The 23,792-nt window shown below is 59.9% G+C and carries 16 protein-coding genes; 12 read left to right on the top strand and 4 right to left on the bottom strand.

Annotated elements, in window-relative coordinates; genetic code table 11:
* Window positions 1-165: 165 nt before the first annotated feature.
* From GYN01_RS00860 to pelG, 7 genes are read left to right on the top strand one after another with little or no spacing between them, the layout of a single operon-like run.
* Window positions 166-2,976: a bifunctional glycoside hydrolase/polysaccharide deacetylase family protein gene (locus GYN01_RS00860; protein ID WP_203306452.1), complete on the top strand. Its 2,811-nt coding sequence runs from the start codon at window positions 166-168 to the stop codon at window positions 2,974-2,976.
* Window positions 2,954-6,565, top strand: coding sequence for a tetratricopeptide repeat protein (locus GYN01_RS00855; protein WP_203306451.1), 3,612 nt, complete (start codon window positions 2,954-2,956; stop codon window positions 6,563-6,565). Before GYN01_RS00860 ends, GYN01_RS00855 begins: the two co-directional genes overlap by 23 nt.
* Before the next feature lie 34 nt (window positions 6,566-6,599).
* Window positions 6,600-7,118, top strand: coding sequence for a hypothetical protein (locus GYN01_RS00850; protein WP_048365431.1), 519 nt, complete (start codon window positions 6,600-6,602; stop codon window positions 7,116-7,118).
* Between the two features lie 5 nt (window positions 7,119-7,123).
* Window positions 7,124-8,488, top strand: coding sequence for a PelD GGDEF domain-containing protein (locus GYN01_RS00845; protein ID WP_048365546.1), 1,365 nt, complete (start codon window positions 7,124-7,126; stop codon window positions 8,486-8,488).
* A complete protein-coding gene (locus GYN01_RS00840; RefSeq protein ID WP_048399478.1) occupies window positions 8,466-9,452 on the top strand; it encodes a transporter in 987 nt (328 codons plus the stop codon). The genes GYN01_RS00845 and GYN01_RS00840 overlap by 23 nt, the downstream gene beginning before the upstream one ends.
* Window positions 9,449-10,966, top strand: a complete 1,518-nt coding sequence (gene pelF, locus GYN01_RS00835) for a GT4 family glycosyltransferase PelF (protein ID WP_203306450.1) — start codon at window positions 9,449-9,451, stop codon at window positions 10,964-10,966. Before GYN01_RS00840 ends, pelF begins: the two co-directional genes overlap by 4 nt.
* Window positions 10,967-12,337 carry an exopolysaccharide Pel transporter PelG gene (gene pelG, locus GYN01_RS00830; RefSeq protein ID WP_048365434.1) on the top strand — a complete coding sequence of 457 codons (1,371 nt, stop codon included), beginning with the start codon at window positions 10,967-10,969 and terminating at the stop codon, window positions 12,335-12,337.
* Between the two features lie 24 nt (window positions 12,338-12,361).
* Here pelG and GYN01_RS00825 read toward each other — a convergent pair whose 3' ends face one another.
* The 4 genes from GYN01_RS00825 to GYN01_RS00810 form a co-directional block, all read right to left on the bottom strand.
* Window positions 12,362-13,459 (bottom strand): GGDEF domain-containing protein, encoded by a 1,098-nt coding sequence (locus tag GYN01_RS00825; protein WP_048365435.1) that lies wholly within the window; start codon window positions 13,457-13,459, stop codon window positions 12,362-12,364.
* A 167-nt stretch (window positions 13,460-13,626) separates the two neighbouring features.
* Window positions 13,627-14,346: an HPP family protein gene (locus GYN01_RS00820; RefSeq protein ID WP_048399481.1), complete on the bottom strand. Its 720-nt coding sequence runs from the start codon at window positions 14,344-14,346 to the stop codon at window positions 13,627-13,629.
* A gap of 203 nt (window positions 14,347-14,549) precedes the next feature.
* Window positions 14,550-14,846 (bottom strand): type VI secretion system contractile sheath small subunit, encoded by a 297-nt coding sequence (locus GYN01_RS00815; protein ID WP_053221307.1) that lies wholly within the window; start codon window positions 14,844-14,846, stop codon window positions 14,550-14,552.
* A gap of 482 nt (window positions 14,847-15,328) precedes the next feature.
* Window positions 15,329-16,249 carry a MurR/RpiR family transcriptional regulator gene (locus tag GYN01_RS00810; protein ID WP_048365437.1) on the bottom strand — a complete coding sequence of 307 codons (921 nt, stop codon included), beginning with the start codon at window positions 16,247-16,249 and terminating at the stop codon, window positions 15,329-15,331.
* A 291-nt stretch (window positions 16,250-16,540) separates the two neighbouring features.
* Between GYN01_RS00810 and GYN01_RS00805 the strand changes: the two genes are divergently transcribed.
* From GYN01_RS00805 to iolD, 5 genes are all read left to right on the top strand, one after another.
* Complete coding sequence (locus GYN01_RS00805; protein WP_203306449.1) at window positions 16,541-18,478, top strand: bifunctional 5-dehydro-2-deoxygluconokinase/5-dehydro-2-deoxyphosphogluconate aldolase; 1,938 nt, start codon at window positions 16,541-16,543, stop codon at window positions 18,476-18,478.
* 79 nt (window positions 18,479-18,557) lie between these two features.
* On the top strand, window positions 18,558-19,451 hold the full coding sequence (gene iolE, locus GYN01_RS00800; RefSeq protein WP_048365439.1) for a myo-inosose-2 dehydratase: 894 nt from the start codon (window positions 18,558-18,560) through the stop codon (window positions 19,449-19,451).
* Window positions 19,448-20,257, top strand: coding sequence for a 5-deoxy-glucuronate isomerase (gene iolB / locus GYN01_RS00795; protein WP_048399484.1), 810 nt, complete (start codon window positions 19,448-19,450; stop codon window positions 20,255-20,257). The genes iolE and iolB overlap by 4 nt, the downstream gene beginning before the upstream one ends.
* A gap of 21 nt (window positions 20,258-20,278) precedes the next feature.
* Window positions 20,279-21,781 carry a CoA-acylating methylmalonate-semialdehyde dehydrogenase gene (locus tag GYN01_RS00790; RefSeq protein WP_203306448.1) on the top strand — a complete coding sequence of 501 codons (1,503 nt, stop codon included), beginning with the start codon at window positions 20,279-20,281 and terminating at the stop codon, window positions 21,779-21,781.
* A gap of 48 nt (window positions 21,782-21,829) precedes the next feature.
* On the top strand, window positions 21,830-23,767 hold the full coding sequence (gene iolD, locus GYN01_RS00785; protein WP_203306447.1) for a 3D-(3,5/4)-trihydroxycyclohexane-1,2-dione acylhydrolase (decyclizing): 1,938 nt from the start codon (window positions 21,830-21,832) through the stop codon (window positions 23,765-23,767).
* Window positions 23,768-23,792 lie beyond the last annotated feature (25 nt).

The raw sequence follows: 23,792 nt of genomic DNA, 5'->3' as shown, positions 1-23,792 counted from the left end.
GCAGTGCTGTGGCCGATTGAATTGAGCCGCAGGATCAGTAAAGGCCACGTGAGGGTGGGTGGCCAGGTCGTTTAACGGCTGATCAAACGCATTCTGCAAGGACTCCAATCGTGTCAGCACTGCAATAACCGCTTTGTACTCGGTCATTAAGGTCAAACATTATTTATGGAGTTCAAGTTTCGCAGGAGGCGTGCGTTGACTGTCGCTTTGCGTCTGTTTGCCGCGTTGTCACTCTCGGTCGGGGCAACGGCCAGCCATGCTGCGCAAGCGGCGCCTGAGAGCGTTGCGTTCTGGTACGCCGATAATCCGCCGCTTCAGGAACTCGCTCAGTTTGATTGGGCGGTGGTTGAATCGGGCCACCTGTCCACCGCCGACGTCGCCCGTATTCGACTACTGGGCAGTCAACCGTTTGCGTATCTCTCCGTCGGGGAGTTTGACGGCGACCGTGCCACGCTGATTGAGTTGGGGCTGGATCAAGGCGCCAGTTCAAAGCGCAACAAAGCCTGGAACAGCCAAGTCATGGATTTGACCTCGCCGCAATGGCGCGATCACCTGTTCAAGCGCGCCCATGCGTTACAAGCCCAAGGCTATGCCGGGTTGTTTCTCGACACGCTGGACAGTTTCCAACTGCTGCCGCCCTCCGAGTGGCCGAGCCAACAAACGGCCCTGGCCAGCTTTCTGCGCGAGCTTCACACCCGCGAGCCGGCCCTGAAACTGTTTTTCAATCGCGGCTTTGAAGTGCTGCCGCAGTTGGACGGTGTTGCCGCGGCCGTGGCGGTCGAGTCGATCCATGCCGGTTGGGATGCAGGCGCCAAGCGTTATCGTCCGGTGCCCGAAGCTGACCGTGAATGGCTCGACATCCATTTAAAGCCCTTGCGTGAAAAGGGCATCCCGCTGGTCGCCATTGACTATCTCCCGCCCAGCCAGCGAGAGCAGGCCAGGAAGCTGGCCCGGCAACTGCGTCAGGAAGGCTTCATCCCCTTTGTCACCACGCCGGACCTCGATTACCTGGGCGTCAGTACGGTCGAGGTGCAGCCGCGGCGCATCGCCCTGTTGTTTGACCCGCGTGAAGGGGACCTGACCACCAACGCGGGCCACGTCATGCTCGGCGGTCTGCTCGAATACCTCGGCTACCGGATTGATTATTTTGCGGTGGATCAACCGCTGCCCATGCATCGCTTCAGCGGTTTATACGCAGGCGTAGTGAGCTGGATGAACACCGGGCCGCCGCAGGATTCGCAGCACTTCAATGCCTGGATCAACCAACGCTTGGATGAGCAAGTGCCGCTGGTGTTTTTGGCCGGTATGCCGATTGAGAACACGGTGCTGCTCAAGCGTCTGGGCTTGCAGCAGGGCACGTTCAGTGGCCCGGGCGCCTTAAAACTGCTGAGCCATGACCCGCATTTGATTGGCAGTTTTGAAGCCCCGCTGGTGCTGCGCTCGCGTGAGCTCACCCCCCTGTCAGTTTTGCCGGACGGCCCTCGGCCCGGCTTGCTACTGGCCGACGAAAAAGGTAACTCATTCGCACCTGTCGCCATCGGCGCGTGGGGCGGTATCGCCCTGGCACCTTACTTGATTGAGACCAACGGTGAGGCCAGTCGCTGGATCATTGACCCGTTCACCTTCGTGCAGCGGGCCTTGCGCTTGCCGCTGCAACCGCACCCGGACACCACCACCGAGAACGGTCGGCGCATCGCCACGGTACACATTGACGGTGATGGTTTTCCGTCCCGGGCGGAGATTCGCGGTACGCCTTACGCGGGTCAGTCGGTGTTGGACCTGTTTATCAAACCGTATCCCTTCCTGACCTCAGTCTCGATCATCGAGGGCGAGATTTCGCCGCGCGGCATGTTCCCGTTTCTGGCCAAGGAGCTGGAGCCTATTGCGCGGACGATCTTCGCCGACCCCAAGGTCGAAGTCGCCACTCATACCTTCAGCCACCCGTTCTTCATGCAGCCTGAAAAGTCCATGAAAGAGGAGGGATTCGATCCGCAATACGGCCTGAACATGAAAATCCCCGGCTACAACAAGATCGACTTCCGGCGTGAAGTGTTTGGGTCCCGCGATTACATCAACAATCACCTGAGCACGCCGCAAAAGCCGGTAAAGATGATTTTCTGGCCGGGGGATGCGTTGCCAGACGAGGCAACTATTCAGTACGCCTATGACGCGGGTTTGCAGAACGTGAATGGCGGCACCACGGTCATCACGCATGCCAACCCGTCGCTGACGGGCCTGTCGCCGCTGCTGCGCCCCACCTCGGGCGGCTTGCAGATCTACGCGCCGATCATTAACGAAAACATGTACACCAACCTGTGGAAGGGGCCGTTCTACGGCTTTCGCGATGTCATCGATACCTTCGAACTGACCAACAGCCCGCGTCGTATGCGCGGGCTGCACCTCTACTACCACTTTTACTCCGGCACCAAGCAGGCTTCGATCAAGGTCATGGACGACATCTATGCCTTCATGATCAAGCAGCAGCCAATCTCGTTGTGGATGAGTGATTACCTGCCACGGGTGCGCGGTTTATATGAGTCGAGCCTTGCACGCACGGCCAGCGGTGACTGGCAAGTGCGTGGCCTGAATGCATTGCGCACCTTGCGCATCGACCCGCAGATGGGCTGGCCTGATTTGACCCGCTCGCAAGGGGTGGCCGGTGTGCGCGATCTGCCCGAAGGGCGTTATGTGCATTTGAGCAGCGACCACGCGCTACTCGCCTTGCGCCCTGAGCGCGACCCGCGTCCGGCGCTGGAGGAGGCCAACGTGCCATTACAACAGTGGCGTTATCGGGATGATCGGCGGGTGAGCTTTTCGTTTGCCGGTGAATTCGACATCCAGTTTTCAGTACGCGCGGCAGGGCCATGCAGCGTTGATGTCAAAGGGCAGCGTTTTACCGCTCGTGCGGATAACGGCCTGTGGGTGTTCCAATTGCCAATCAAGCAGGTGAGTGATGCCCAGCTCCTCTGCCATTAAGAAAACCCGGCTGCTCAACCCGTGGGCATTGGGTGTGGTCGCCACAGCCGTGGGTGGCTTGTTGTGGATGGCCTTCCAACAGGAAAGCGTGTTCCGTCCCGACGAACGCCAACCGGATGAGGTCTCTGCCAACTACGCTGAGCTGCTGCTCACCGCGCACCCGCAAGACGACGCGTTGCGCATCAAGCTGCTGGACTTGCTGATGACCCTGGGCGATTACCCCAGGGCACGCAAACACCTCAACCAGTGGCCGCACCCCAATACGACCGTCGCGCAGCTCTATGCATTGCACCTCGATGCGCTGGACTTGCCCCAAGGCGGTGATCAGGCCGCGCGCACGGCGTTGGTCGAGCGCTTGAGCCTGCTGGACCGCAGTCAATTGCCGGTGCCTGCACTGGAGCGCATGGCCGACTTGCTATTAGTGCTGCAAGCCCCGGCGTTGGCGGGCCAGTGTTATGCCGAGCTGGCCAGTCGCGACCCTGAGCAACGCCTTAAGTGGCTCAGCGCTGCTGCGCAGTGGTCGATGGCAGGCGAGCAACCTGGGCGGGCGGCGGACCTGTACCTGCAACTGGCAGCGGCCAGTAGCGCGCCCGAGCAGCATAAGCGCTACGTGCGCCAAGCCTTTGATGCCCTGATTGCGGCGGATCGGGGCGGCGAAGCGGCAGTGTTGCTGAGCAAGGCCGTGGCGCTACTCAACGACCCGCAAAGCGACCCGCAATGGCTGGAGCACGGCGTCGAAACCGCCATCGCCCACGACCAGCTGCACGAGGCAGAAACTCTGATCCAGCAGTGGCGCACCCTGCAACCGGGCAATCGTGAAGCGCTGCGCAAAGAGTTCAAATTACGCCTGGCCTTTGGTGATCAGGAGGGTGCTTGGGCGGTGGGCCAGGAGTTATTGCAGAGCGAAACCGGCGATGCGGCGTTTTTGGCGCAGATGGCCCAGCTTGGCGAGTGGAAGGGTGACACCTACCAGGCGCTGGACTATTGGATGGCCTATCTCGAACTGCAAGACGACCCCACGGCGTATGAGCATGCGTGGCGTTTGTCGATTCAGCTGTTTGATTTCGATCACGGTATTCCATTGCTCACCCGCCTGCTGGAGACGCGCCGCCTCAGCGATGGCGAACTGGATGCGCTGGTGTTCGCTCACGAGCAGCGCGGTACGCCGCAATTGGCCGAAGCGGTGTTGCGGGCGAGTTTGCAAAAATACCCCAAGCAACGTCTGGCCTGGATGCGTCTGAGTCAAAACCTGGAGAACACCGAACAATACCCGGCCAAGACGCAGGTCATGCAAGACATGGCGCGGCACTTTCCAATCACCGTCGCCGAGCGCGTGGACTGGGCCAGTACCCACTTGAGGTTCTTTGACAACCAAGGGGCATGGCAGGTGCTGGACATCGACAATCAACACATCGATGACGCCGAGTATTGGGACCTGCGCGCCGCCTTGGCCTGGGAGCTTGAGCGCGACGATGACTTGCAGCCCGCACTCGAAAGGCTGTTGGCGATCAAAGGCTCGTTGAGCTACGGCGAAGAAGAGCAATTGGCCAACCTGTACCTCAAGCGTGACCCGGTCAAGGCGCTGGCCTTGATGGTTGCCAGTTGGCACACCACCCACAACCCGCAACGACTGGTCGTGGCTTTGCAGGTGGCGCAAGCGCTACAGGATTGGGCGCAAGTCAGTGCGTTACTCGACAGCGCCAAGGCATGGCCCAAGGCTGATGCTCAAGAACAGGTGCTGGCCGCCCGGGCCGGGCTGGCCGTGCATGAAAAACGCTTCGCTGATGCCGAACGCCTGCTCAAACAAGGGCTGGCGCGCTACAACGATGACAACCTGTTTCGTGAGCGCCTGTTGTGGCTGTACATCGATCAGGGGCGCACGGCTGATATGGCGCCGTTGCTGCAACAGTGGCGGGCCCGGGCGCGCAACGACAACCTGCTGTGGTTGCCGTTTGCCAGTGCCAGCCAGATGGTCGGGCGTACCCGCGAGTCGCTGGCTTGGTACCGCCTGTACCTCAAAGCCAACCCGCAGGACTGGCTGGTGCAAGCCGGGTATGCCGATGCGCTGGAGGCCGCAGGTTCACTGGAAGCGGCTCAGCGGTTGCGCCTGAAGCTGACGCGCACCGCCGACCTGCAACCGGGCGTGGAATCTTCCCAGCGTTACGCGATGTGGCTACGGCTGTTGGCCAGCAGCTATTCATCACGGCTGGCACAAAGTCAGGCTTTGCAGTGGCAAGACGGTTCGCCAGCCATGTTGCAGCTGTGGTTCGAACGCCTGCTGGCGCGCCTGGACGAAACCAATCAAGGCGCGCAGAAAAACGACTGGCTGGCCTGGGCCCGTAGCCAAGGCTTGAAGGTCGACCGTTTTGAGTTGATCCAACAAGCGCTGCGTGACCGCAATCGCGACATGCTCAAGCAACTGCTGGCCAGCGGCGAGCTGGACCCGGCGCAGCAGGTCGAAGCCCTCAGCCAATTGGGCCAGGGCGCTCGTGCCTTGGGCGTGAGCCTGTCGGCGCTGGGCGATCAACAACCCGCGGTGATTGGCGAGCAGTTGCGCCGTCAGGCCGTTGAAATGCTCGACCGCACGCCGCAGGGCATTCAGTTGGCGTGGGAGGGCAAGGATTTCGGCGGGCTGGACGTGTCGGGGCCGCAACTGACGGTTGCGCGCCACCTCAATGACGACTGGTACGCCAGCCTGGTGCTCGGTCAGGGACGCTACAACAGCGATCAGTTGCGCGACGGTGAATTGGGTCAGGAACGTAATGCGTTGCTGAACTTGCAACGCCAACTCGATAACGGGCGCTACAGCCTGATTGCCGACATCAGCACCCGCAAGGACCACAACCGTAACGGGTTGGGCTTGAGCCGTGCCTGGCAGTTGAGTGCCACCGATGAGATCGAAACCGGCGTCGACTGGCATCGTCAGAGTGACGACACCGGGCTGATGCGCGCACTGGGCCAGCATGATGGCGTTTGGCTCAAAGGCCAGCACGGCTTTTCGGCCCGTGACCAATTGAGCTGGACACTGTCGCACAACCGCTTCTCGACCCGTGCGGGCGATGCGCTGGGGTCGGGGCAGGAAGCCAAGCTTGAGTTCGCCCACACCCTTGAGTTTGAAGGGCCGAACTGGGTGGTGCGCGCGGGCGCCGATTATCAACGCAACGCCCTTAAAAGCGGCGAGCTGAATGACCTCAATGCCTTCCTCAAACCGGTTTATGAGCAAGAGCCGGTCGAGGATGACGATGGCCGGGTGATCGGTGCTCAGGCTGTCGATGTGACAGCGCCGCTGACCGCCAGCGATTTGCTGCAGGCGCGCTATGGCCAAGTGTATGTGGGCAGTTCGTGGCGGCGTGGCATGCCGGGCGCACTGAACCGCACCCAACCGCAATACACCTGGCTGGTGGACGTGACGGCCGGTTGGCAGTGGGTCGATAAAACCTTCAATTACGGCATCGACACCGGGATCGGCATGGTGCTGTTGGGCGATGACGAGTTGGCACTCAAAGTCGGATACCAGTCCTCACCGCAAGGTGGCGCGGGGGCGGGCGGCACGCTGGGCGTGAGCTACGGCTTGCGTTTTGGACGCTGAACAATCAATGACAACGAATACGTGGAGAAACACTATGCAAGCAATCCGTAACCTGACGCTGGTGCTGAGTGTGATGCTCATGGCCGGGTGCAGCAGCTTCACCGGCAAAACCAGCCCGGCACTTTCACGCGATGCGCAGTGGGGCATCGTGCCGTTAGTCAACTATTCGCAAACCCCGCAAGCCGGGGAGCGCAGCGAGCAAATCCTGCTCAGCGTATTGAGCAGCAAAGGCTTGCAGCCTCAGGTGTACCCGGCCAGCGTGCAGGGCGAACAGGCGTTGCTGGATGACAATGAGCGGTTGAACAGCGCGCTGGAATGGGCGCGTCAGCAAAAACTCGATTATGTGGTCGCGGGCAGCGTCGAGGAGTGGCAGTACAAGAACGGTCTGGATGGCGAGCCAGCGGTGGGCATCAGCCTGCGCGTGATCGAACCCGCCACCGGCCGTGTGCTGTGGAGCAAAAGCGGCGCGCGTGCGGGTTGGTCGCGTGAAAGCCTGGCCGGTTCAGCACAGAAAGTGCTGAACAAACTGGTCGGTGGCCTGCGGGTCGAGTAACGATGATGAATTCCCCTCATATGGATTTCAGCCTGGCGCCCCGGGCCAAGGGTCCGGCCTCGTGGATCGAAACCGTGCTGGTCAGTGCGCTGGCCCTTGGCCTTGGCCTGTGGCTGACGCCTGATGACCCGCTGCAATTGCGCGGCGATTTTCCCTGGCCGTTGCTCGCGCCGCTGCTGATCGGTGTGCGCTATGGCTTTGTGCGCGGGCTGGTCAGCGCGTGTTTGGTGGTGATGACGTTTTTTGTCCTGCGCCAACAAGGCTGGCCGGTATACGCTGACATTTCGCCGTCATTCATTGTCGGCATTCTGGTGTGCACGATGGTAGTGGGCGAGGTGCGCGACTTGTGGGACCGGCGCCTGCAACGCTTGCAAATGGCCAACAATTACCGGCAATACCGACTCGACGAGTTCACTCGCCATCATCAGGTGCTGCGCGTGTCCCATGACCGTCTGGAACAGCGCGTGGCGGGTAGCGATCAAAGCCTGCGCAGTTCGCTGCTGGGCCTGCGTGAACGCCTGCGCAGCTTGCAAGGCACGCACGACCCGTTGACGGCCATGGCCGAGCCGATCCTGGCAATCGCGGGGCAGTACGGTTCGTTGCGCGTGGCGGGCCTGTATCGGGTTGACGCGCAACGTTTGGTCATCGACCAGCCGCTGGCGACCCTGGGGGTGATGGGGCACTTGCCGATCCATGACCCGTTGATCACGTTATGCCTGGCGCGCAACGAGTTGGTCAGCGTGCGCAGCAACCTCACCGATAACGGTGAGCAGAGTGAGTTCTCCTCGTTGCAGGTGTGTGTGCCGCTGATGGACACCGAAGGTCGGCTGCTGGCTATTTTGGCGGTGCGCCAAATGCCGTTCTTTGCGTTTCAGGAGCGCACGCTCAGCCTGTTGGCGCTTTTGGCAGGGCACATTGCCGATTTGTTGAGCAGTGATGCGCACAGCTTGAAACTGCCCGATGCCGATGCGCAGCATTTCGCGCAGCAACTCAAACGTTCCTTGATCGATGTGCAACAGCATGACCTGTCGGCCTGTTTGTACTTTTTCGAATGGAGCGAACCCAATCCTGAACTGCTCGGGCTGTTCGAGCGCAGCCAGCGCGGGCTTGACCTGCAATTGAGCGTGCGTAATCAGCGCGATCACGAGGGGTTGCTGGTGTTGCTGCCGTTGACCAGCAGCGACGGTGCGCAAGGCTATCTGAGCCGCCTGGGCACGTTGGTGCATGAACACTTTGGTCAAGAGCACACCCTGCACAGTCTGGGCGTGCGCGTGTTGCCGTACACCCTGACGCCTGTCAGCGAGCGTGGCGGTTTGCGTAATTTCCTGTTCAACGAGTGTGGTCTGAATGATCAGCAAATGGCTATTTAGCCTTGGCGTAATACTGGAGGCCAGCGGCTGGTCCAGCCTGTGGCTTGACTTGCCGGCGGGGCAGGCGTTTGCGTTGTATACGCTGGTGCACGCAACGGCCAGCGGTCTGCTGTGTGCCGGGGTGTGGATGCTGTTACCGGCGCGCTATCGCAGCCCATTGCCCTGGAGCCCGTTGTTTCTGTTTTCACTGGTGTTTTTTATCCCGGTGATCGGGGCGCTGGGCGTCGCCTGTGTGATATTCCCGGCGCTGTACTTGCCGCGCCCGCGTGATCAGCAAGCGTGGCAGGCGTTGGGTATCCCGAAGCTGCCGTTTCGCTCGCAGCCGCTGCATTCGCCGATTTTTCGCGACGGCGGGCTACAGGATGTACTGCGCCATGCACCGGACCCGGACCTGCGGCTGTCCGCCTTGCTGACCACGCGGCGGATGCCGGGTAAAGAGGCCATTCCAATGCTCAAATTGGCGCTGGCCGATCCCAGCGATGATGTGCGCTTGTTGGCGTACTCGATGCTCGACAAGCAGGAAAACGACATCAACCAGCGGATTCAGGCCGACCTCAAACAGTTAGCTGGCGCCAAACCTCCCGCGACTGGCGCCTTGCACGCCACGCTGGCGCGCTGGTATTGGGAACTGGCGTATCTGGGGCTGGCACAGGGCAGTGTGCTGGAGCACGTATTGCGCCAAGCCTGCGAGCACGCCGAACAGGGTTTGCGCGAAGGTGAGGGGGGCGAGTTGCATCTGCTGGCGGGGCGTATCGCGCTGGAAATGGACTTGCTGACCCCTGCGCAGGCCCACCTGGATGCGGCTGAAAAAGCAGGGATCGATGCCACCTTGTTGATTCCTTTTCACGCCGAAATTGCTTTCAGGGCCGGGCACTACCAACAAATTCCCCCGCTGCTGGCCGCGTTGCCCGCCGACGTGTTGCGTCGTCCCCCGTTTGCCGATTTGGCCAGGTGCTGGTTATGAACCCCTCTCAAAACGAAACGCCCATGGCGGATGTCTGCTTGCTGCTTGAAGGCACTTGGCCGTATGTGCGCGGCGGGGTCTCAAGCTGGATTCATCAGATGTTGTTGGGTTTGCCCGACGTGACCTTTTCAGTGCTGTTCATCGGTGGGCAGCGCACGGCGTACAGCCGCCGCAATTACGACATTCCGCCCAACGTGGTGTACATCAAAGAAGTTTTTCTGGAAGAGGCGTGGCAAGGCCGCCCTGCGGGTAAAACTGACCACCAGGACATCGCCCCCGAGCTGGCCAATCTGTACCGGTTTTTACATCATCCCGACCCACCCACTGTCGCCCAAGGTGAGCAATTGCTCGATGCGTTGGCGCAAGACCGCCTGAGCCTGGCTGACGTGCTGCGCAGTCGCGCCAGTTGGGAGACCTTGAGCGCGGGTTATCTCAAGCACTGTGGCGACCCTTCGTTCGTGAACTACTTCTGGACCCTGCGCTCGATGCAGTCACCGTTGTTGATGCTGGCTGAAGCCGCACGCGACATGCCGCGCGCCAAGGTGTTGCACGCTATCTCAACCGGTTACGCGGGGCTGGTGGGCTGCATCCTCAAGCAACGCTGGGGGTGCCGTTATTTGCTCAGCGAGCACGGTATTTATACCAAGGAACGCAAGATCGATCTGGCGCAGGCCAGCTGGATCGCCGAAAGCAGCGAACAGGCGCTCAATGGCAGCCTGGAAGCGGGTACCGGCTATATGCGTACGTTGTGGATTCGGTTTTTCGAACGCATCGGTCGGTTGGTGTATGACCATGCCGACAACATCATCGCGCTGTATGACGGCAACCGTCAGCGCCAGATCAAAGACGGGGCGCAAGCCGTGCGCACGCAGGTGATCCCCAACGGCATCGACCTGCCCAAGTGGACCGCCGCGCTGCAAGCCCGCCCAGAAGGGATGCTGCCGGTGGTGGGGTTAATCGGCCGTGTGGTGCCGATCAAAGACGTGAAAACCTTTATCCGCGCCATGCGCGGCGTAGTCAGCGCGATGCCTGATGTACAGGGCTGGATCGTCGGTCCCGAAGAAGAAGACCCGGCCTACGTCAGTGAGTGCCGCAGCCTGGTGGCCAGCTTGGGGCTGGAAGACAACGTTCTTTTTCTGGGTTTTCAAAGCATTCAAAACATCCTGCCGCAGTTGGGGCTGATGGTGCTGACCTCGATCAGTGAAGCGCAACCGCTGGTGATCTTGGAAGCATGGGCAGCAGGCATTCCGGTGATTTCCAGCGACGTGGGGTCGTGCCGTGAGCTGATCGAAGGCGGTGTGGCTGAGGACCGCGATCTGGGGCTGGGTGGGGAAGTGGTGGCGATTGCCGATCCGCAGGCCACCTCGCAGGCCATTCTGGGCCTGTTGCGCAGCCCCGGGCGTTGGCAGGCGGCGCAGGCCAGCGGCTTGCAGCGGGTGCATCGCTATTACGGAGAAAACCTGATGTTCGAACGTTATCGCGCGCTGTATCGCGCAGCTATGGAGGCGGTGTAAATGGCCGGTATCGGTTTTGAACTGCGCAAAATACTGTCGCGCGACTCCTACACCGCGACCTTGCACGCCTATGTCTACGCCGGGTTGATCAGCTCCGGGCCGTGGGTACTGTCGATTGTCAGCGTGATGTTGGTAGGGGTGTTGAGCCTGGGGTTGCTCATGCCCGAGATGCTGGTCAGGCAATTTCTGATTACCGTGACCTACCTGATGGCCACCTCGTTGATTCTCACGGGCGGCTTGCAGCTGTTTTTCACCCGGTTCGTGTCGGATCGCCTGTTTGAGCGCAAGTTTTCACGCATTCTGCCCAATCTGGTCGGTGTGCTTCTGCTGGTGACGGTGAGCGCGGGCCTCCTCGGCACGCTGTTGCTGTGGGTGCTGTTTGACGAGCCGTTGATCTATCGCCTGCTGGTGCTCGCCAACTTCGTAACGCTGTGCAATTTGTGGCTGGTGATCATCTTTTTGTCCGGGATGAAGGCCTACAACCGCATCTTGCTGGTGATGCTGGTGGGCTATTCGCTGATGGTGCTGAGTGCGTACCTGCTGAGCTTCATGGGCATCAACGGTTTGCTGTTGGCGCTGTTGATTGGCCACGGCTCACTGTTGTTTTTGTACCTGTACGACATCTTGCGCGAGTACCGCGCCGACACGCTGGTGGCCTTCGACTTTCTGGACCGGCGCCACGTGTTTCCTAGCCTGTTGCTGACCGGACTTTGCTACAACCTGGGGATCTGGATCGACAAGTTCATCTTCTGGTTTAACCCGGCGACGTCCAGCGCGGTGATCGGGCCGATGCGCTCTTCGGTGCTTTACGATTTGCCGATTTTTCTTGCGTACCTGGCGATCATTCCCGGCATGGCGGTATTTCTGGTGCGTATCGAAACCGATTTTGCACAGTGGTACGACCGCTTGTTCCGGGCCATCCGCGAAGGTGAAACCTTGCAACACATCGGCCAGATAAAAGCCGAAATGACCCTGTCGATTCAGCAGGGCCTGTTGGAAATCTGCAAGGTGCAAGGCTTGACGGCCGTGTTGCTGTTTTTGTTTGCACCGCAGTTGCTGGGATGGCTGGGGATTTCCAGTTATTACCTGCCGCTGTTCTACATTGATCTGGTGGGGGTGAGCATTCAGGTGGTGTTCATGGCGTTGCTCAACGTGTTCTTTTACCTCGACAAACGCGCCATTGTGCTCAAGTTGTGCGTGATGTTCGTGTTGCTCAACGGCGCCTTGACCCTACTCAGCCTGTATTTGGGGCCAAGCTTCTTTGGCTACGGGTTTACGTTGTCGTTGCTGGCCTGTGTGCTGGTGGCCCTGCATCAATTGTCCTCGGCACTGGATGACCTGGAGTACCACACGTTCATGCACAGCCATTAAGCACGCATTGCTCGGGTCAAGCCGTCATTCGCGCCCGGTGAGGGTTGAGCGATAGAACGTAAACCGGTCTTTGCCGGCGTGTTTAGAGGCGTACAACGCTTTATCCGCTTTGGCCAGTGCCTGGTTCAGACTGTCCTGATCATCCACTCTGGCCAGGCCGATGCTGACAGTCACAGGGTGGGCTGCCGGGTCATTGCGCACCTGGCTGCACAGCGTCGCCATCAGGCGTTCGACGTCGGCGCGTCGAACGCCTGACACGTACACGGCAAACTCTTCGCCCCCCAGGCGCGCAAATTCATAACCGTTCATCACCGCCTTGATGCTGGCCGCCGTGCGCTTGAGTACTTCATCGCCGATGTCATGCCCGTACAGGTCATTCACCCGTTTGAAATTGTCGATGTCGATCATTGCCAGGTAGTGGTCGTGCATGCGCGGGCTTTGCGCCAAGACGCTGGTGGCGCGGGACATGAATGAGCGGCGATTGGGGATCTCGGTCAATGTGTCGATGTATGCCTGGGTTAGCAACAATTTGGACATGGTGTAGTTGTACAGTTTGACCCTGCGCAGCTTGAAGAAGCTGTAGATGGTCAGGCAACTGAGAAAGGCGAAATAACACAGGATCAAACTGCCGCGCAGGTCAAACAGTTGCACTCCGGTCATCAAGAACGGGTTAAGAACCACCCAGGTCACCCCGACCACCGCCAGAAACCCCCAGCGGCTCAACGGCAAGACCGAAGCGTTATAGAGAATGCTTGAGGTGGCAAGGATCAGCCAGATGGGCTGTGTGTCGGCGGGCAGGCCGAAAATGATTAAGCGAATGCCCAGGGTAATCACCAGCACGAAGATCAGGTTCAACACGTCAAAATGGCGGGCCTTGCGGATAAAACCCAGAGCAATGGTCAGCCCCGCCATCGCGCTGACAAACACGACCGATAACACCGTGAAGCCTTGACCGCCCTTGAAGCTGACGATCAGGTCAAACAGCAGCCAGATGACAATGCTGGCGGCGTAGGTCAGACGGCAAAAGTTGCGCAGTTTTTCAAAGTCGTGCTGGGCAAACTCAGCTTGAACGGCAGGCGGGGCGGCGTATTTTGAGATTTCATGGTCAATGGTTTTGAGCATTGCAAGCCTTGATCACGGTCGGCGAAGTGGGCACTCAGCGGTCGTGAATCCGGGACATCAATGGCAGCAAAACAACGTCCGCGGGCACGTATGGGTAACCCTAGCAGGACTTTGACGGTTAACAGGCCGGATCATTCAAGGGGGCTGTCTCCCCTGTGAACATCTGCTCAATTGGCCTGTGACAAGACCTCGCCAATGCTGCGCCGCCGGGCATAGTGCTCGCTGGTGCGAATCAGCTCTTCGAGGTCTTCAGGGGTGACGTCGATAAAAGCGTCCATCTTGGCCAGTGCATGTTGCAAGTCCTCAGCGGTAATGCCGGGGTCGCCGGGTGCGGGGGGGGCAACCACGGCGGCGGGGGCCGGTTCGGTGTGTTTTTTGGGATAGCGCACACGGGTCAGGTTGTTGTAGGCCAAAGCGGCCAGCAGCATGCACAGCGCACTGAGCATGACGGGTGCCAGTAATTCCCAGCCAAGGCGCGCACTGTCCGGGTCTGCCAGCACCACCAGCAAGGCCAGCGCCCCGGCGGGCGGGTGCAGGCAACGCAACAGGCACATGATGATTAATGCGGCTCCGACGGCCAGGCAGGCACTGGCCAGGTCACGTCCCAAAAAGTGAACCACCAGTAAGGACACCACGGTGGCGCACAGATAACCGCCCAGGATTGACCACGGCTGCGCCAAAGCGCCGGAGGACACGGCGAACAATAAAATCGCCGAAGCGCCGAGTGGGCCGATCAAATGCATGGCAACGGGCAGGCCGAAAAACACGCTGCACAGCCATACGCTGAACAAAGTGCCAAGGGACACCCCAATCGCGGCACGGCTCCACTCAATCGGTCGGGTGTTTGTGGCCGCAGGCAATAGGCGGCGGATCCAGCGGGTTTGCATGGTGGCGAAGGTCCGGTTTTGGTCAGGCTGAGGCCAAAAAAAGGCTTGGCGGGGTAACCGGCAAGCCCTTGAAATGTTCCTTCATGGGGGAGGAACCGGTGCAGTCTGCCTACAGCGTATTAATTCCGCAAATTCATAATAATGATGGTTAACTTCATTATTAATGAGCTTTGTGCTGCGGGCCGCCGAGGTCGTGGCGATATTTAGCCACTGCTTACAGGGGGTAACGGTTTTGTGACCACCAATTTGCCCAGTATCCGTTCATGGGCATCATTGCTCAGTAATTGCTGCTCGAGGAGGTTGCGCCAATCAGAGCTGCTGCTCAGCGGGCTTTTGAGTACCAGCAGTGCATCGCGAAGTCTGACCAGCCTGCTCAACTCGGGGACGCAGTTCATGTCCCGGTTGTGTGGGGGTGATTGCCTGACGCTGGCAGTGGGTGCAAGCAGCAGCGGGCTTTGCTCTGGCGGGTCCTGGTCGTTAGCAATTACGGCATGACTCATCACGTTGTACTCCATCTATGAAGGTGGGTGGGCGGGGGGCGAGCGCATCCTCGAAAACCATTTAACGGTCGCACACCGCACGTGGGCGCCATCAAAACAACAGTTCTGGGGTGATGTGTTTTGCGAGTTGACTGACAGGTGAGTGGTAACAGGTTGTGTGTGGCAGAGGTCGGCAGCGCGTGCTCGATACAAGTGGTGACACAAGCGCTGTTTACTCGGGTCGGGATATTGGATTGGTGGGAGCGATTGTAAGGCCGGGGGCAGGGGACATGTTGTCAGGCAGTGAGTAGCTGACGGTAAGATTTACGGAGAAACTCGTAAGATTTTTCAAACGGCGGGGAGGAAGTTTTGCCCCAGAAACGCTTACGATTTTTTAGCTAAGGGTTTACGGGAGTCGATGTAAAAGTCTTACAGCGAAAGACACCGATATAACCCCACGCTGCCTTTAAACGCTTGAGGTGCAATTGATTGAGCGACCTGCCTTAGTCATCGAACCCCGCCTGTTCATGTATCTCGTCGACTTTGAGTTCCAGCCGGTAAGCCACTGCAATGAACAGCGCCTGACACAGGCACAACGTGGCACTGAGCGAGCGGAACGCGAAAGAACTGCCTTCATTGACCAGCAACACACTGTTGGCGCGTTTGGCCAGTGGCGACAGGTTGCTGTCCGTGATGATCAGGGTTTTGGCTTGATGCAACTGCGCAATGCGTAGGCAGTGCTGGGTTTCTTTGCCATAGGGCGTAAAGCTGATAGCGATCACCAGGTCATTGGCGCGCACGCTGCGCATTTGTTCACGGTAGCTGCCACCCAGGCCGGAGATCAGATGGATGCGCTTGTTGGTGTGCTGCAAGTTGTACACCAGGTAATCCGCCACGGCGAATGAGCGGCGCACGCCCACAACGTAGATGTTGTCTGCGTTGACCACCAGATCCACGGCCTTTTCGAACGACTGATCGTCGAGCTCCAGGCCCAGGCGTTCGATGCCAGACAGCGTGGCGTTGATACATTCACGGGCCAGATCACCGCCGCTGGCTTTCTGCGATTTGTTGGCAATCATGCTGCGAATGCGTTGCTGGTAGTTCTGAACCGGGGTGGCCTTGTGCGTATAGGCCTCGCGGAACAGCGCCTGCATTTCGCTGAACCCACTGAAACCGAAACGCTGCGAGAAGCGCACGATGGCTGAAGGGTGTACTTCGCATTCGCGAGCAATATCGCTGATACGGTCGACCATGATGCGGTCGCTCTGTTGGCTCATGTAGCTGGCAATGCGCTTGAGCTGACGGGGCAGGCTCTCGTATTGCTCAGTAATGAGGTGCAGCAGGCGCTCGGCATTCACCGGCGGGCTGGTCAATTCGCTCTCTGACACTTGCTCGACGGACGCCGGCTGATCGGTGGAGGGCATAGAGGAATCCTTATAGAGGGCGCTGGGTTGTATCGGGCAGCCTGTTGGTTGCGCAGTTTACAGGGTCGGTGCACATAAAATCCTGACCAGCGACTCAAACGGCGAAGCGCTGAATCGATGCACGCGTGAAAAAAAACAAGGCAGGATCAATCTGGAACAAAAATTCTACATTAAAATTATATGGAATAAATATTGTTTATTGCGCGGCGACGTTTTAGTCTTCGATTCACGAAGAGCGCTCGGGCCGTGTGAGGTGATGAGCGCAGGCTGATAAAAATAACAGGAGCCACCATGGGACAGACTCGTTTTGCCACAGGGCGTGATTTGGATCTGATCTGCCTTGGACGCCTGGGCGTCGACCTCTACGCGCAACAAGTCGGAGCGCGGCTCGAAGACGTCAGCAGTTTTGCCAAGTACCTGGGTGGCTCTTCAGCCAATATTGCTTTTGGCACGGCGCGCCTGGGGTTGCGTTCAGCGATGTTGAGCCGGGTGGGTGACGACCACATGGGGCGCTTCCTGCTCGAATCATTGACCCGCGAGGGCTGTGACGTCAGCGCCGTCAAAGTCGATGCGCAACGCCTCACGGCCCTGGTGCTGCTGGGCCTAAAAGACCGCGAAACCTTCCCCCTGGTGTTCTACCGTGAGAACTGTGCCGACATGGCCTTGCGCGCAGATGACATTGACCCCGCCTTTATAGGCGCCAGCAAAGCGTTGCTGATTACCGGCACCCATTTTTCTACTGAAGGCGTGTATCAGGCCAGTCTCAAGGCGCTCGAATACGCCGAGCAACACAACGTCCGGCGTGTCCTCGACATCGACTATCGCCCGGTGCTGTGGGGCTTGGCCGGCAAGGCGGATGGCGAAACCCGTTTTGTCGCGAATGAGACTGTCAGCGCCCATGTACAGTCGATTCTGCCGCGCTTTGACTTGATCGTCGGCACCGAAGAAGAGTTTCTGATTGCAGGTGGTGGTACAGACTTGCTGGCGGCCCTGCGTAAAGTACGTTCGCTGACGGCAGCGGCGCTGGTGGTCAAGTTGGGGCCGCAAGGTTGCACGGTGATTCACGGCCCGATCCCGGCCCGTCTGGAAGACGGCGCCATTTACCCAGGCGTACGTGTCGACGTGCTCAATGTGCTGGGGGCAGGCGATGCTTTCATGTCGGGCTTCCTGAGTGGCTGGCTGGAAGATGCCACCGACGAGCGCTGCTGCCAGCTTGCCAATGCCTGCGGTGCACTGGTGGTATCGCGCCACGCGTGCGCCCCCGCCATGCCGACCCGCGCCGAACTCGATTACCTGTTTAATAGCCCGGTGCCCATTACCCGGCCAGACCAAGACCAAGCCTTGCAGCGTTTGCATCAAGTCAGCGTGCCGCGCAAACAGTGGCAACAGCTGTTTGTGTTCGCGTTCGACCATCGCTGGCAGTTACTGGAAATGGCGCAGCAATATGGCCGGGATCACGCCAGCATTTGCGCGTTGAAGCAGTTGTTCATCAACGCCGTGGAGCAGGTTGAAACCGACGTGCGCCAACGAGGCATCGACGCCGATGTCGGCTTGCTGGCTGACCAGCGTTTCGGTCAGGACTCGCTCAATGCGGCCACCGGTCGAGGCTGGTGGATCGCGCGCCCGGTTGAAGTGCAAGGCTCCAGGCCGTTGGCGTTTGAGCACGGGCGCTCGATTGGCAGCAACCTGATTGCCTGGCCGCAAGAACACATCATCAAATGCCTGGTGCAATTCCATCCCGACGATGAGCCAATGCTGCGACTGGAGCAGGAGGCACAAATCAAAGGGCTGTATCAGGCGTCATTGGCCAGCGGTCACGAACTGCTGCTGGAAATCATCCCGCCCAAAGACCACCCCTCGACCTTCCCCGATGTGATGTACCGCGCCATCAAGCGCTTGTACAACCTGGGGATCTACCCGGCGTGGTGGAAAATCGAGGCGCAAACCCCTGCGGTCTGGCAACAACTCGATGCGCTGATTCAAGCGCGAGATCCGTATTGCCGTGGCGTGCTGCTGCTGGGGTTGAATGCTCCGGCGGCGGCGCTGGCTGAAGGGTTTCGCCAAGCTCGCAACAGCACCACCTGCCGGGGCTTTGCCGTGGGACGCACGATTTTTCAGGAACCCGGTCGCGCCTGGCTGGCCGGTGAAATCGACGATGCGACGCTGATTGAGCACGTGCAGCGCACCTTTGTGCAGTTGATTGACGCCTGGCAAGCCGCTCGCCGCTGAGCCTGTGCCGCAAGGCCCGCTCGCGCTGGCGGGCGGTCACTGCCAGGGACTTACTTACACAACAATAATAGGTGCAGCCATGCCCGCTATCCGTATTGGCATCAACCCGATTTCCTGGAGTAACGATGACTTGCCGTCGCTGGGCGGCGAGACCCCATTGAGCACCGCCCTCAGTGAGGGTAAGCAAATCGGTTACGAAGGCTTTGAACTCAACGGCAAGTTCCCCAAAGACGCCAAGGGCGTGGCCGACGTGCTGCGCCCCTATGATTTGGCGCTGGTGTCGGGCTGGTACTCCAGCCGTCTGGCACAACGTTCGGCCGCGCAAGAAATCGACGCCATTGCCAGCCATGTGCAACTGCTGGCGCAAAACGGTGCCACGGTGCTGGTGTATGGCGAAGTCGCCGACTCGATTCAGGGCCAGCGCATTCCCTTGATCGAGCGCCCGCGTTTTCACACCGAACAGGCCTGGCAGGCATACGCCGACAAGCTCAACGAATTGGCGCGCTTCACCCTGTCGCAGGGCATTCGTCTGGCGTATCACCATCACATGGGCGCTTACGTTGAATCCCCGTCCGATATCGACACCTTGATGCGTCTGACCGACCCTGAAGTCGGCCTGTTATTCGACGCGGGCCACTGCTACATGGGCGGCGGCGAACCGGTGGAGGTACTGCGCAAGCACATCGACCGTGTTTGCCATGTGCACTTCAAAGACGTGCGCAAACCGGTGGTGCAACTGGCGCGCAACCACCTGTGGAGCTTCCCTGACTGCATCATCAACGGCACTTTTACGGTGCCGGGCGATGGCGACATTGATTTTGCCGAGCTGCTGGACGTGTTGCTGGCGGCCGATTACCACGGCTGGCTGGTGGTTGAAGCCGAGCAGGACCCGGCCGTCGCACCGAGTTTTGCCTATGCGCAAAAAGGCTATCAAACCTTGCGCGCGTTGCTGGACGCGAGGGTGAGTTCATGAGTTTGCTGATCAAAAGCCAGGCTGCTGGTCAAACGGTGGTGCAACTGCCGCCGGGTGCATTGCAATACGTGGGGTTCAGCGCTTACCGGCTGAAGGCAGGTGAAACCTTGCCGGTGGCGGCCGGGGACCAGGAGCTGTGCCTGGTGCTGCTCAGCGGTCGGGCCAGTATCGGTGGCGAAGCACCGGAGCAGGGCGCTTTCAACTGGCCCGACATTGGCGATCGCCTGTCGGTGTTCGACGATAAGTCCCCGTTTGCCGCGTATTTACCGCCCGGCAGTCAAGCCAGCGTGCAGGCCCTGAGTGACGTGCAAATCGCGGTGTGCGCAGCCCCTGGCTCGGCCAGTGCAGGCCTCGGCCCGCGACTGATCAGCCCCCAGAGCATGAAGCGCAGCGTGCGTGGTAAAGGCGCCAATACCCGTTATGTGTGCGACATCCTGCCGGACACCGAGCCGGCGCACTCGCTGCTGGTGGTCGAGGTGCGCACCCCGTCGGGGCATTCATCCAGCTATCCGCCGCACAAGCACGACACTGACGACCTGCCACACCAAAGCTTTCTCGAAGAAACCTATTACCACCAGATCAACCCGGCGCAAGGCTTTGTGTTCCAGCGGGTGTACACCGACGATCGCAGCCTTGACCAGGCAATGGCGGTGGAAAACAGCGACCTGGTGGTCGTGCCCAAGGGCTATCACCCGGTGAGCGTGCCTTACGGTTACGAGTCCTATTACTTAAACGTGATGGCAGGTCCCAAGCGGGTCTGGCAATTTCACAACGACCCGCAGCACAGCTGGCTGATGGATCTTTGACCTTTTGGGAGCACAACAACAATGAGCACGACCCCGATTATTGGCCATTACCTTGACGGCCACGTTCAAGACGCAGGCAGCGAGCGTTTGCGCGAGGTGTTCAACCCGGCCACCGGCAGCGTGCAAGCGCACGTGGCGCTGGCCAGCCAGCAAACCGTGGATGCCGCCGTGGCCAGCGCACTCAAGGCATTTCCGGCCTGGGCCGAGCAGTCGTCGCTGCGGCGTGCGCGGGTCATGTTCAAATTCAAGCAGCTGCTGGACGAACATCACGACGCGTTGGCGCAGATCATTTGCCGCGAACACGGCAAGGTGTTTTCCGATGCCAAGGGCGAAGTGACCCGTGGTATTGAAATCGTTGAGTACGCGTGCGGTGCGCCGACGCTGCTCAAAACGGATTTCAGCGACAACATTGGCGGCGGTATCGACAATTGGAACCTGCGCCAGCCATTGGGTGTATGCGCAGGTGTCACGCCCTTCAACTTCCCGGTGATGGTGCCGCTGTGGATGATTCCGCTGGCACTGGTCACGGGCAATTGCTTCATTCTCAAACCGTCCGAGCGAGACCCGTCTGCCAGCCTGTTGATGGCGCGCCTGTTGACCGAGGCGGGTTTGCCCGATGGCGTGTTCAATGTGGTGCAAGGCGATAAAAGCACGGTCGACGCGCTGTTACAGCACCCGGACATCGAAGCCATTTCCTTTGTAGGTTCGACCCCGATTGCCGAGTACATCTACCAGCAAGGCACCGCACGCGGCAAACGGGTTCAGGCACTGGGCGGGGCCAAAAACCACATGATCGTGATGCCCGATGCCGACCTCGATCAGGCCGCCGACGCGCTGATGGGCGCCGCCTACGGTTCTGCCGGGGAACGCTGCATGGCGATATCAGTTGCCGTGGCCGTGGGCGAGGTGGCTGATCAACTGATCGAGAAGCTGCTGCCGCGCATTGACCGGCTCAAAGTGGGCAACGGCCTGCACCCCGAGAGTGAAATGGGGCCGTTGGTAACGGCCGAACACAAAGCCAAGGTCATTGGCTTTATCGATCAGGGCGTGGCCCAGGGCGCACACCTGGTCGTGGATGGGCGCGGGCTTGAAGTACCGGGCGCCGAGCGAGGTTTTTTTGTGGGAGCCACGCTGTTTGACCGGGTCACCCCGGCAATGAGCATCTACCAGCAGGAAATATTCGGCCCAGTGCTGGGGATCGTCCGGGTGCCTGACTTTGCCAGCGCGGTAGCACTGATCAATGCCCACGAATTTGGCAATGGCGTGTCCTGTTTCACCCGTGATGGCGGTGTGGCCCGGGCGTTTGCACGCACGATCAAGGTCGGGATGGTGGGGATTAACGTACCGATTCCGGTGCCGATGGCCTGGCACTCATTTGGTGGCTGGAAGCGCTCACTGTTTGGCGACCACCATGCCTACGGCGAAGAGGGCATCCGCTTTTACAGCCGTTACAAAAGCGTGATGCAGCGCTGGCCGGACAGCATCGCCAAAGGCGCCGAGTTCAGCATGCCCACCGCCAAATAATTCCAGCCACAGCGCGTGTAGCGGCTGTGCATGTTCAAGGGTGCAGAGATGAGTACGACACGACTGACCATGGCCCAGGCTCTGGTGAAATTTCTCGACAACCAATACGTGGAGGTCGATGGGGTCCAGAGCAAATTTGTGGCTGGGGTGTTTACGATTTTTGGTCACGGCAATGTGCTGGGGCTGGGCCAGGCGCTGGAACAGGACAGCGGTGATCTGCAGGTGCATCAGGGCCGTAACGAACAAGGCATGGCTCACGCCGCCATCGGGTTTGCCAAGCAACACCTGCGGCGCAAGATCTACGCCTGCACCGCCTCCGTCGGACCGGGGGCGGCCAACCTGATCACCGCGGCTGCCACGGCCACCGCTAACCGGATTCCGCTGCTATTGCTGCCGGGCGATGTGTACGCCAGCCGTCAGCCTGACCCGGTGTTGCAACAGATCGAGCAGTTCCACGACCTGAGCATCAGCACCAACGATGCGTTCAAGGCGGTGAGTAAGTACTGGGACCGGATCAACCGCCCCGAGCAATTGATGAGCGCCGCGATTCACGCCATGCGCGTATTGACCGACCCTGCCGAAACCGGCGCCGTGACCTTGGCTTTGCCCCAAGACGTGCAGGCTGAGGCTTACGATTACCCCGATTACTTCTTGCAAAAACGCGTGCACCGTATCGACCGGCGTTTGCCGACACCCGCGATGCTGGGAGATGCGCAGGCACTGATACAGCGCAAGCGCACGCCGTTGATCATCTGCGGCGGCGGGGTCAAATACGCGGGCGCCAACGCGGCCTTGCAGGCGTTTGCTGAACGTTTTGCTATCCCGTTCGCCGAAACCCAGGCCGGCAAGAGTGCCATCGTCTCGGCGCACCCGCTGAACATGGGCGGCGTGGGGGAGACCGGTTGTCTGGCGGCCAACCTGCTGGCGCCCCAGGCGGACCTGATCATTGGCATCGGCACCCGTTACACCGATTTCACCACGTCATCCAAGTCGCTGTTCCAACACCCCGATGTGGAGTTTCTCAACCTCAACGTCAGCCCCTGCGACGCGCTCAAGCTCGATGGCGTGCAACTGATTGCCGATGCGCTGGCGGGGCTTGAAGCATTGGGCCAGGCGCTGTCCGCGAGCGACTATCGGTCTGGCTGGGGCGACGCGCCGCAACAGGCCAAGGCGCAATTGCAGGCCGAAGTCGACCGGGTGTATCAGGTCGACTATCAGCAACCGGACTTCACCCCTGAAATCAGTGACCACATGGACCCGGCCGTGCTGCGCGAGTTTATCGAGCTGACCGGTTCCTGCCTGACCCAGAGCCAGGTGCTGGGGGTGCTCAACCGCACGCTGGCAGACGACGCAATTATTGTGGCGGCCGCTGGCAGCTTGCCCGGTGACTTGCAGCGGGCATGGCGCAGCAAAGGGGTGAATACCTATCACGTGGAATATGGCTACTCGTGCATGGGCTATGAAGTGAACGCGGCGCTGGGGGTCAAGCTGGCCGAGCCTAAGCGCGAGGTGTACGCCTTTGTCGGCGATGGCTCTTACATGATGCTGCACTCCGAGTTGGCAACGTCGATTCAGGAACGGCAAAAAATCAACGTGGTGCTGCTCGATAACATGGCCTTCGGCTGTATCAACAACCTGCAAATGGGTAACGGCATGGACAGCTTCGGCACCGAGTTCCGGTTCCGTAACCCCAAAACCGGCAAGCTCGATGGCGCCCTGGTGCCCGTGGACTTCGCCATGAGCGCGGCCGCGTATGGCTGCAAGACCTACAAGGTCAGCACCCTTGAACAACTGGATGCGGCGCTGGCCGATGCGCGCTTGCAGACGGTATCGACGCTGATCGACATCAAAGTGCTGCCCAAAACCATGATCCACGGCTATCTGTCGTGGTGGCGCGTGGGCGTGGCGCAAGTGTCCACCAGCGCCCGTACGGCCCAGGCCGCTGAGCACCTCAACCGTCAGCTCGCCAACGCGCGGCAGTATTGATTGCAACGCGCGCTCATCCATCCAA

Origin of the sequence: Pseudomonas weihenstephanensis (assembly GCF_016812185.1) — a bacterium.
Taxonomy (GTDB): Bacteria; Pseudomonadota; Gammaproteobacteria; order Pseudomonadales; family Pseudomonadaceae; genus Aquipseudomonas; species Aquipseudomonas weihenstephanensis.
The sequence above is the reverse complement of the archived record's forward strand: the minus strand, read 5'-3'. Positions and strand labels throughout refer to the sequence as shown.

What these genes read in the sequence shown, in the direction of transcription:
- GYN01_RS00860 (WP_203306452.1), top strand. Translation starts at nt 166, where the DNA reads ATGGAGTTCAAGTTTCGCAGGAGGCGTGCGTTGACTGTCGCTTTGCGT.
- GYN01_RS00790 (WP_203306448.1), top strand. Translation starts at nt 20,279, where the DNA reads ATGAGCACGACCCCGATTATTGGCCATTACCTTGACGGCCACGTTCAA.
- GYN01_RS00820 (WP_048399481.1), bottom strand. Translation starts at nt 14,346, where the DNA reads ATGCAAACCCGCTGGATCCGCCGCCTATTGCCTGCGGCCACAAACACC.
- GYN01_RS00850 (WP_048365431.1), top strand. Translation starts at nt 6,600, where the DNA reads ATGCAAGCAATCCGTAACCTGACGCTGGTGCTGAGTGTGATGCTCATG.
- iolB (WP_048399484.1), top strand. Translation starts at nt 19,448, where the DNA reads ATGAGTTTGCTGATCAAAAGCCAGGCTGCTGGTCAAACGGTGGTGCAA.
- GYN01_RS00845 (WP_048365546.1), top strand. Translation starts at nt 7,124, where the DNA reads ATGAATTCCCCTCATATGGATTTCAGCCTGGCGCCCCGGGCCAAGGGT.
- pelG (WP_048365434.1), top strand. Translation starts at nt 10,967, where the DNA reads ATGGCCGGTATCGGTTTTGAACTGCGCAAAATACTGTCGCGCGACTCC.
- iolE (WP_048365439.1), top strand. Translation starts at nt 18,558, where the DNA reads ATGCCCGCTATCCGTATTGGCATCAACCCGATTTCCTGGAGTAACGAT.
- GYN01_RS00810 (WP_048365437.1), bottom strand. Translation starts at nt 16,249, where the DNA reads ATGCCCTCCACCGATCAGCCGGCGTCCGTCGAGCAAGTGTCAGAGAGC.
- pelF (WP_203306450.1), top strand. Translation starts at nt 9,449, where the DNA reads ATGAACCCCTCTCAAAACGAAACGCCCATGGCGGATGTCTGCTTGCTG.
- GYN01_RS00855 (WP_203306451.1), top strand. Translation starts at nt 2,954, where the DNA reads ATGCCCAGCTCCTCTGCCATTAAGAAAACCCGGCTGCTCAACCCGTGG.
- GYN01_RS00825 (WP_048365435.1), bottom strand. Translation starts at nt 13,459, where the DNA reads ATGCTCAAAACCATTGACCATGAAATCTCAAAATACGCCGCCCCGCCT.
- GYN01_RS00815 (WP_053221307.1), bottom strand. Translation starts at nt 14,846, where the DNA reads ATGAGTCATGCCGTAATTGCTAACGACCAGGACCCGCCAGAGCAAAGC.
- iolD (WP_203306447.1), top strand. Translation starts at nt 21,830, where the DNA reads ATGAGTACGACACGACTGACCATGGCCCAGGCTCTGGTGAAATTTCTC.
- GYN01_RS00805 (WP_203306449.1), top strand. Translation starts at nt 16,541, where the DNA reads ATGGGACAGACTCGTTTTGCCACAGGGCGTGATTTGGATCTGATCTGC.
- GYN01_RS00840 (WP_048399478.1), top strand. Translation starts at nt 8,466, where the DNA reads ATGATCAGCAAATGGCTATTTAGCCTTGGCGTAATACTGGAGGCCAGC.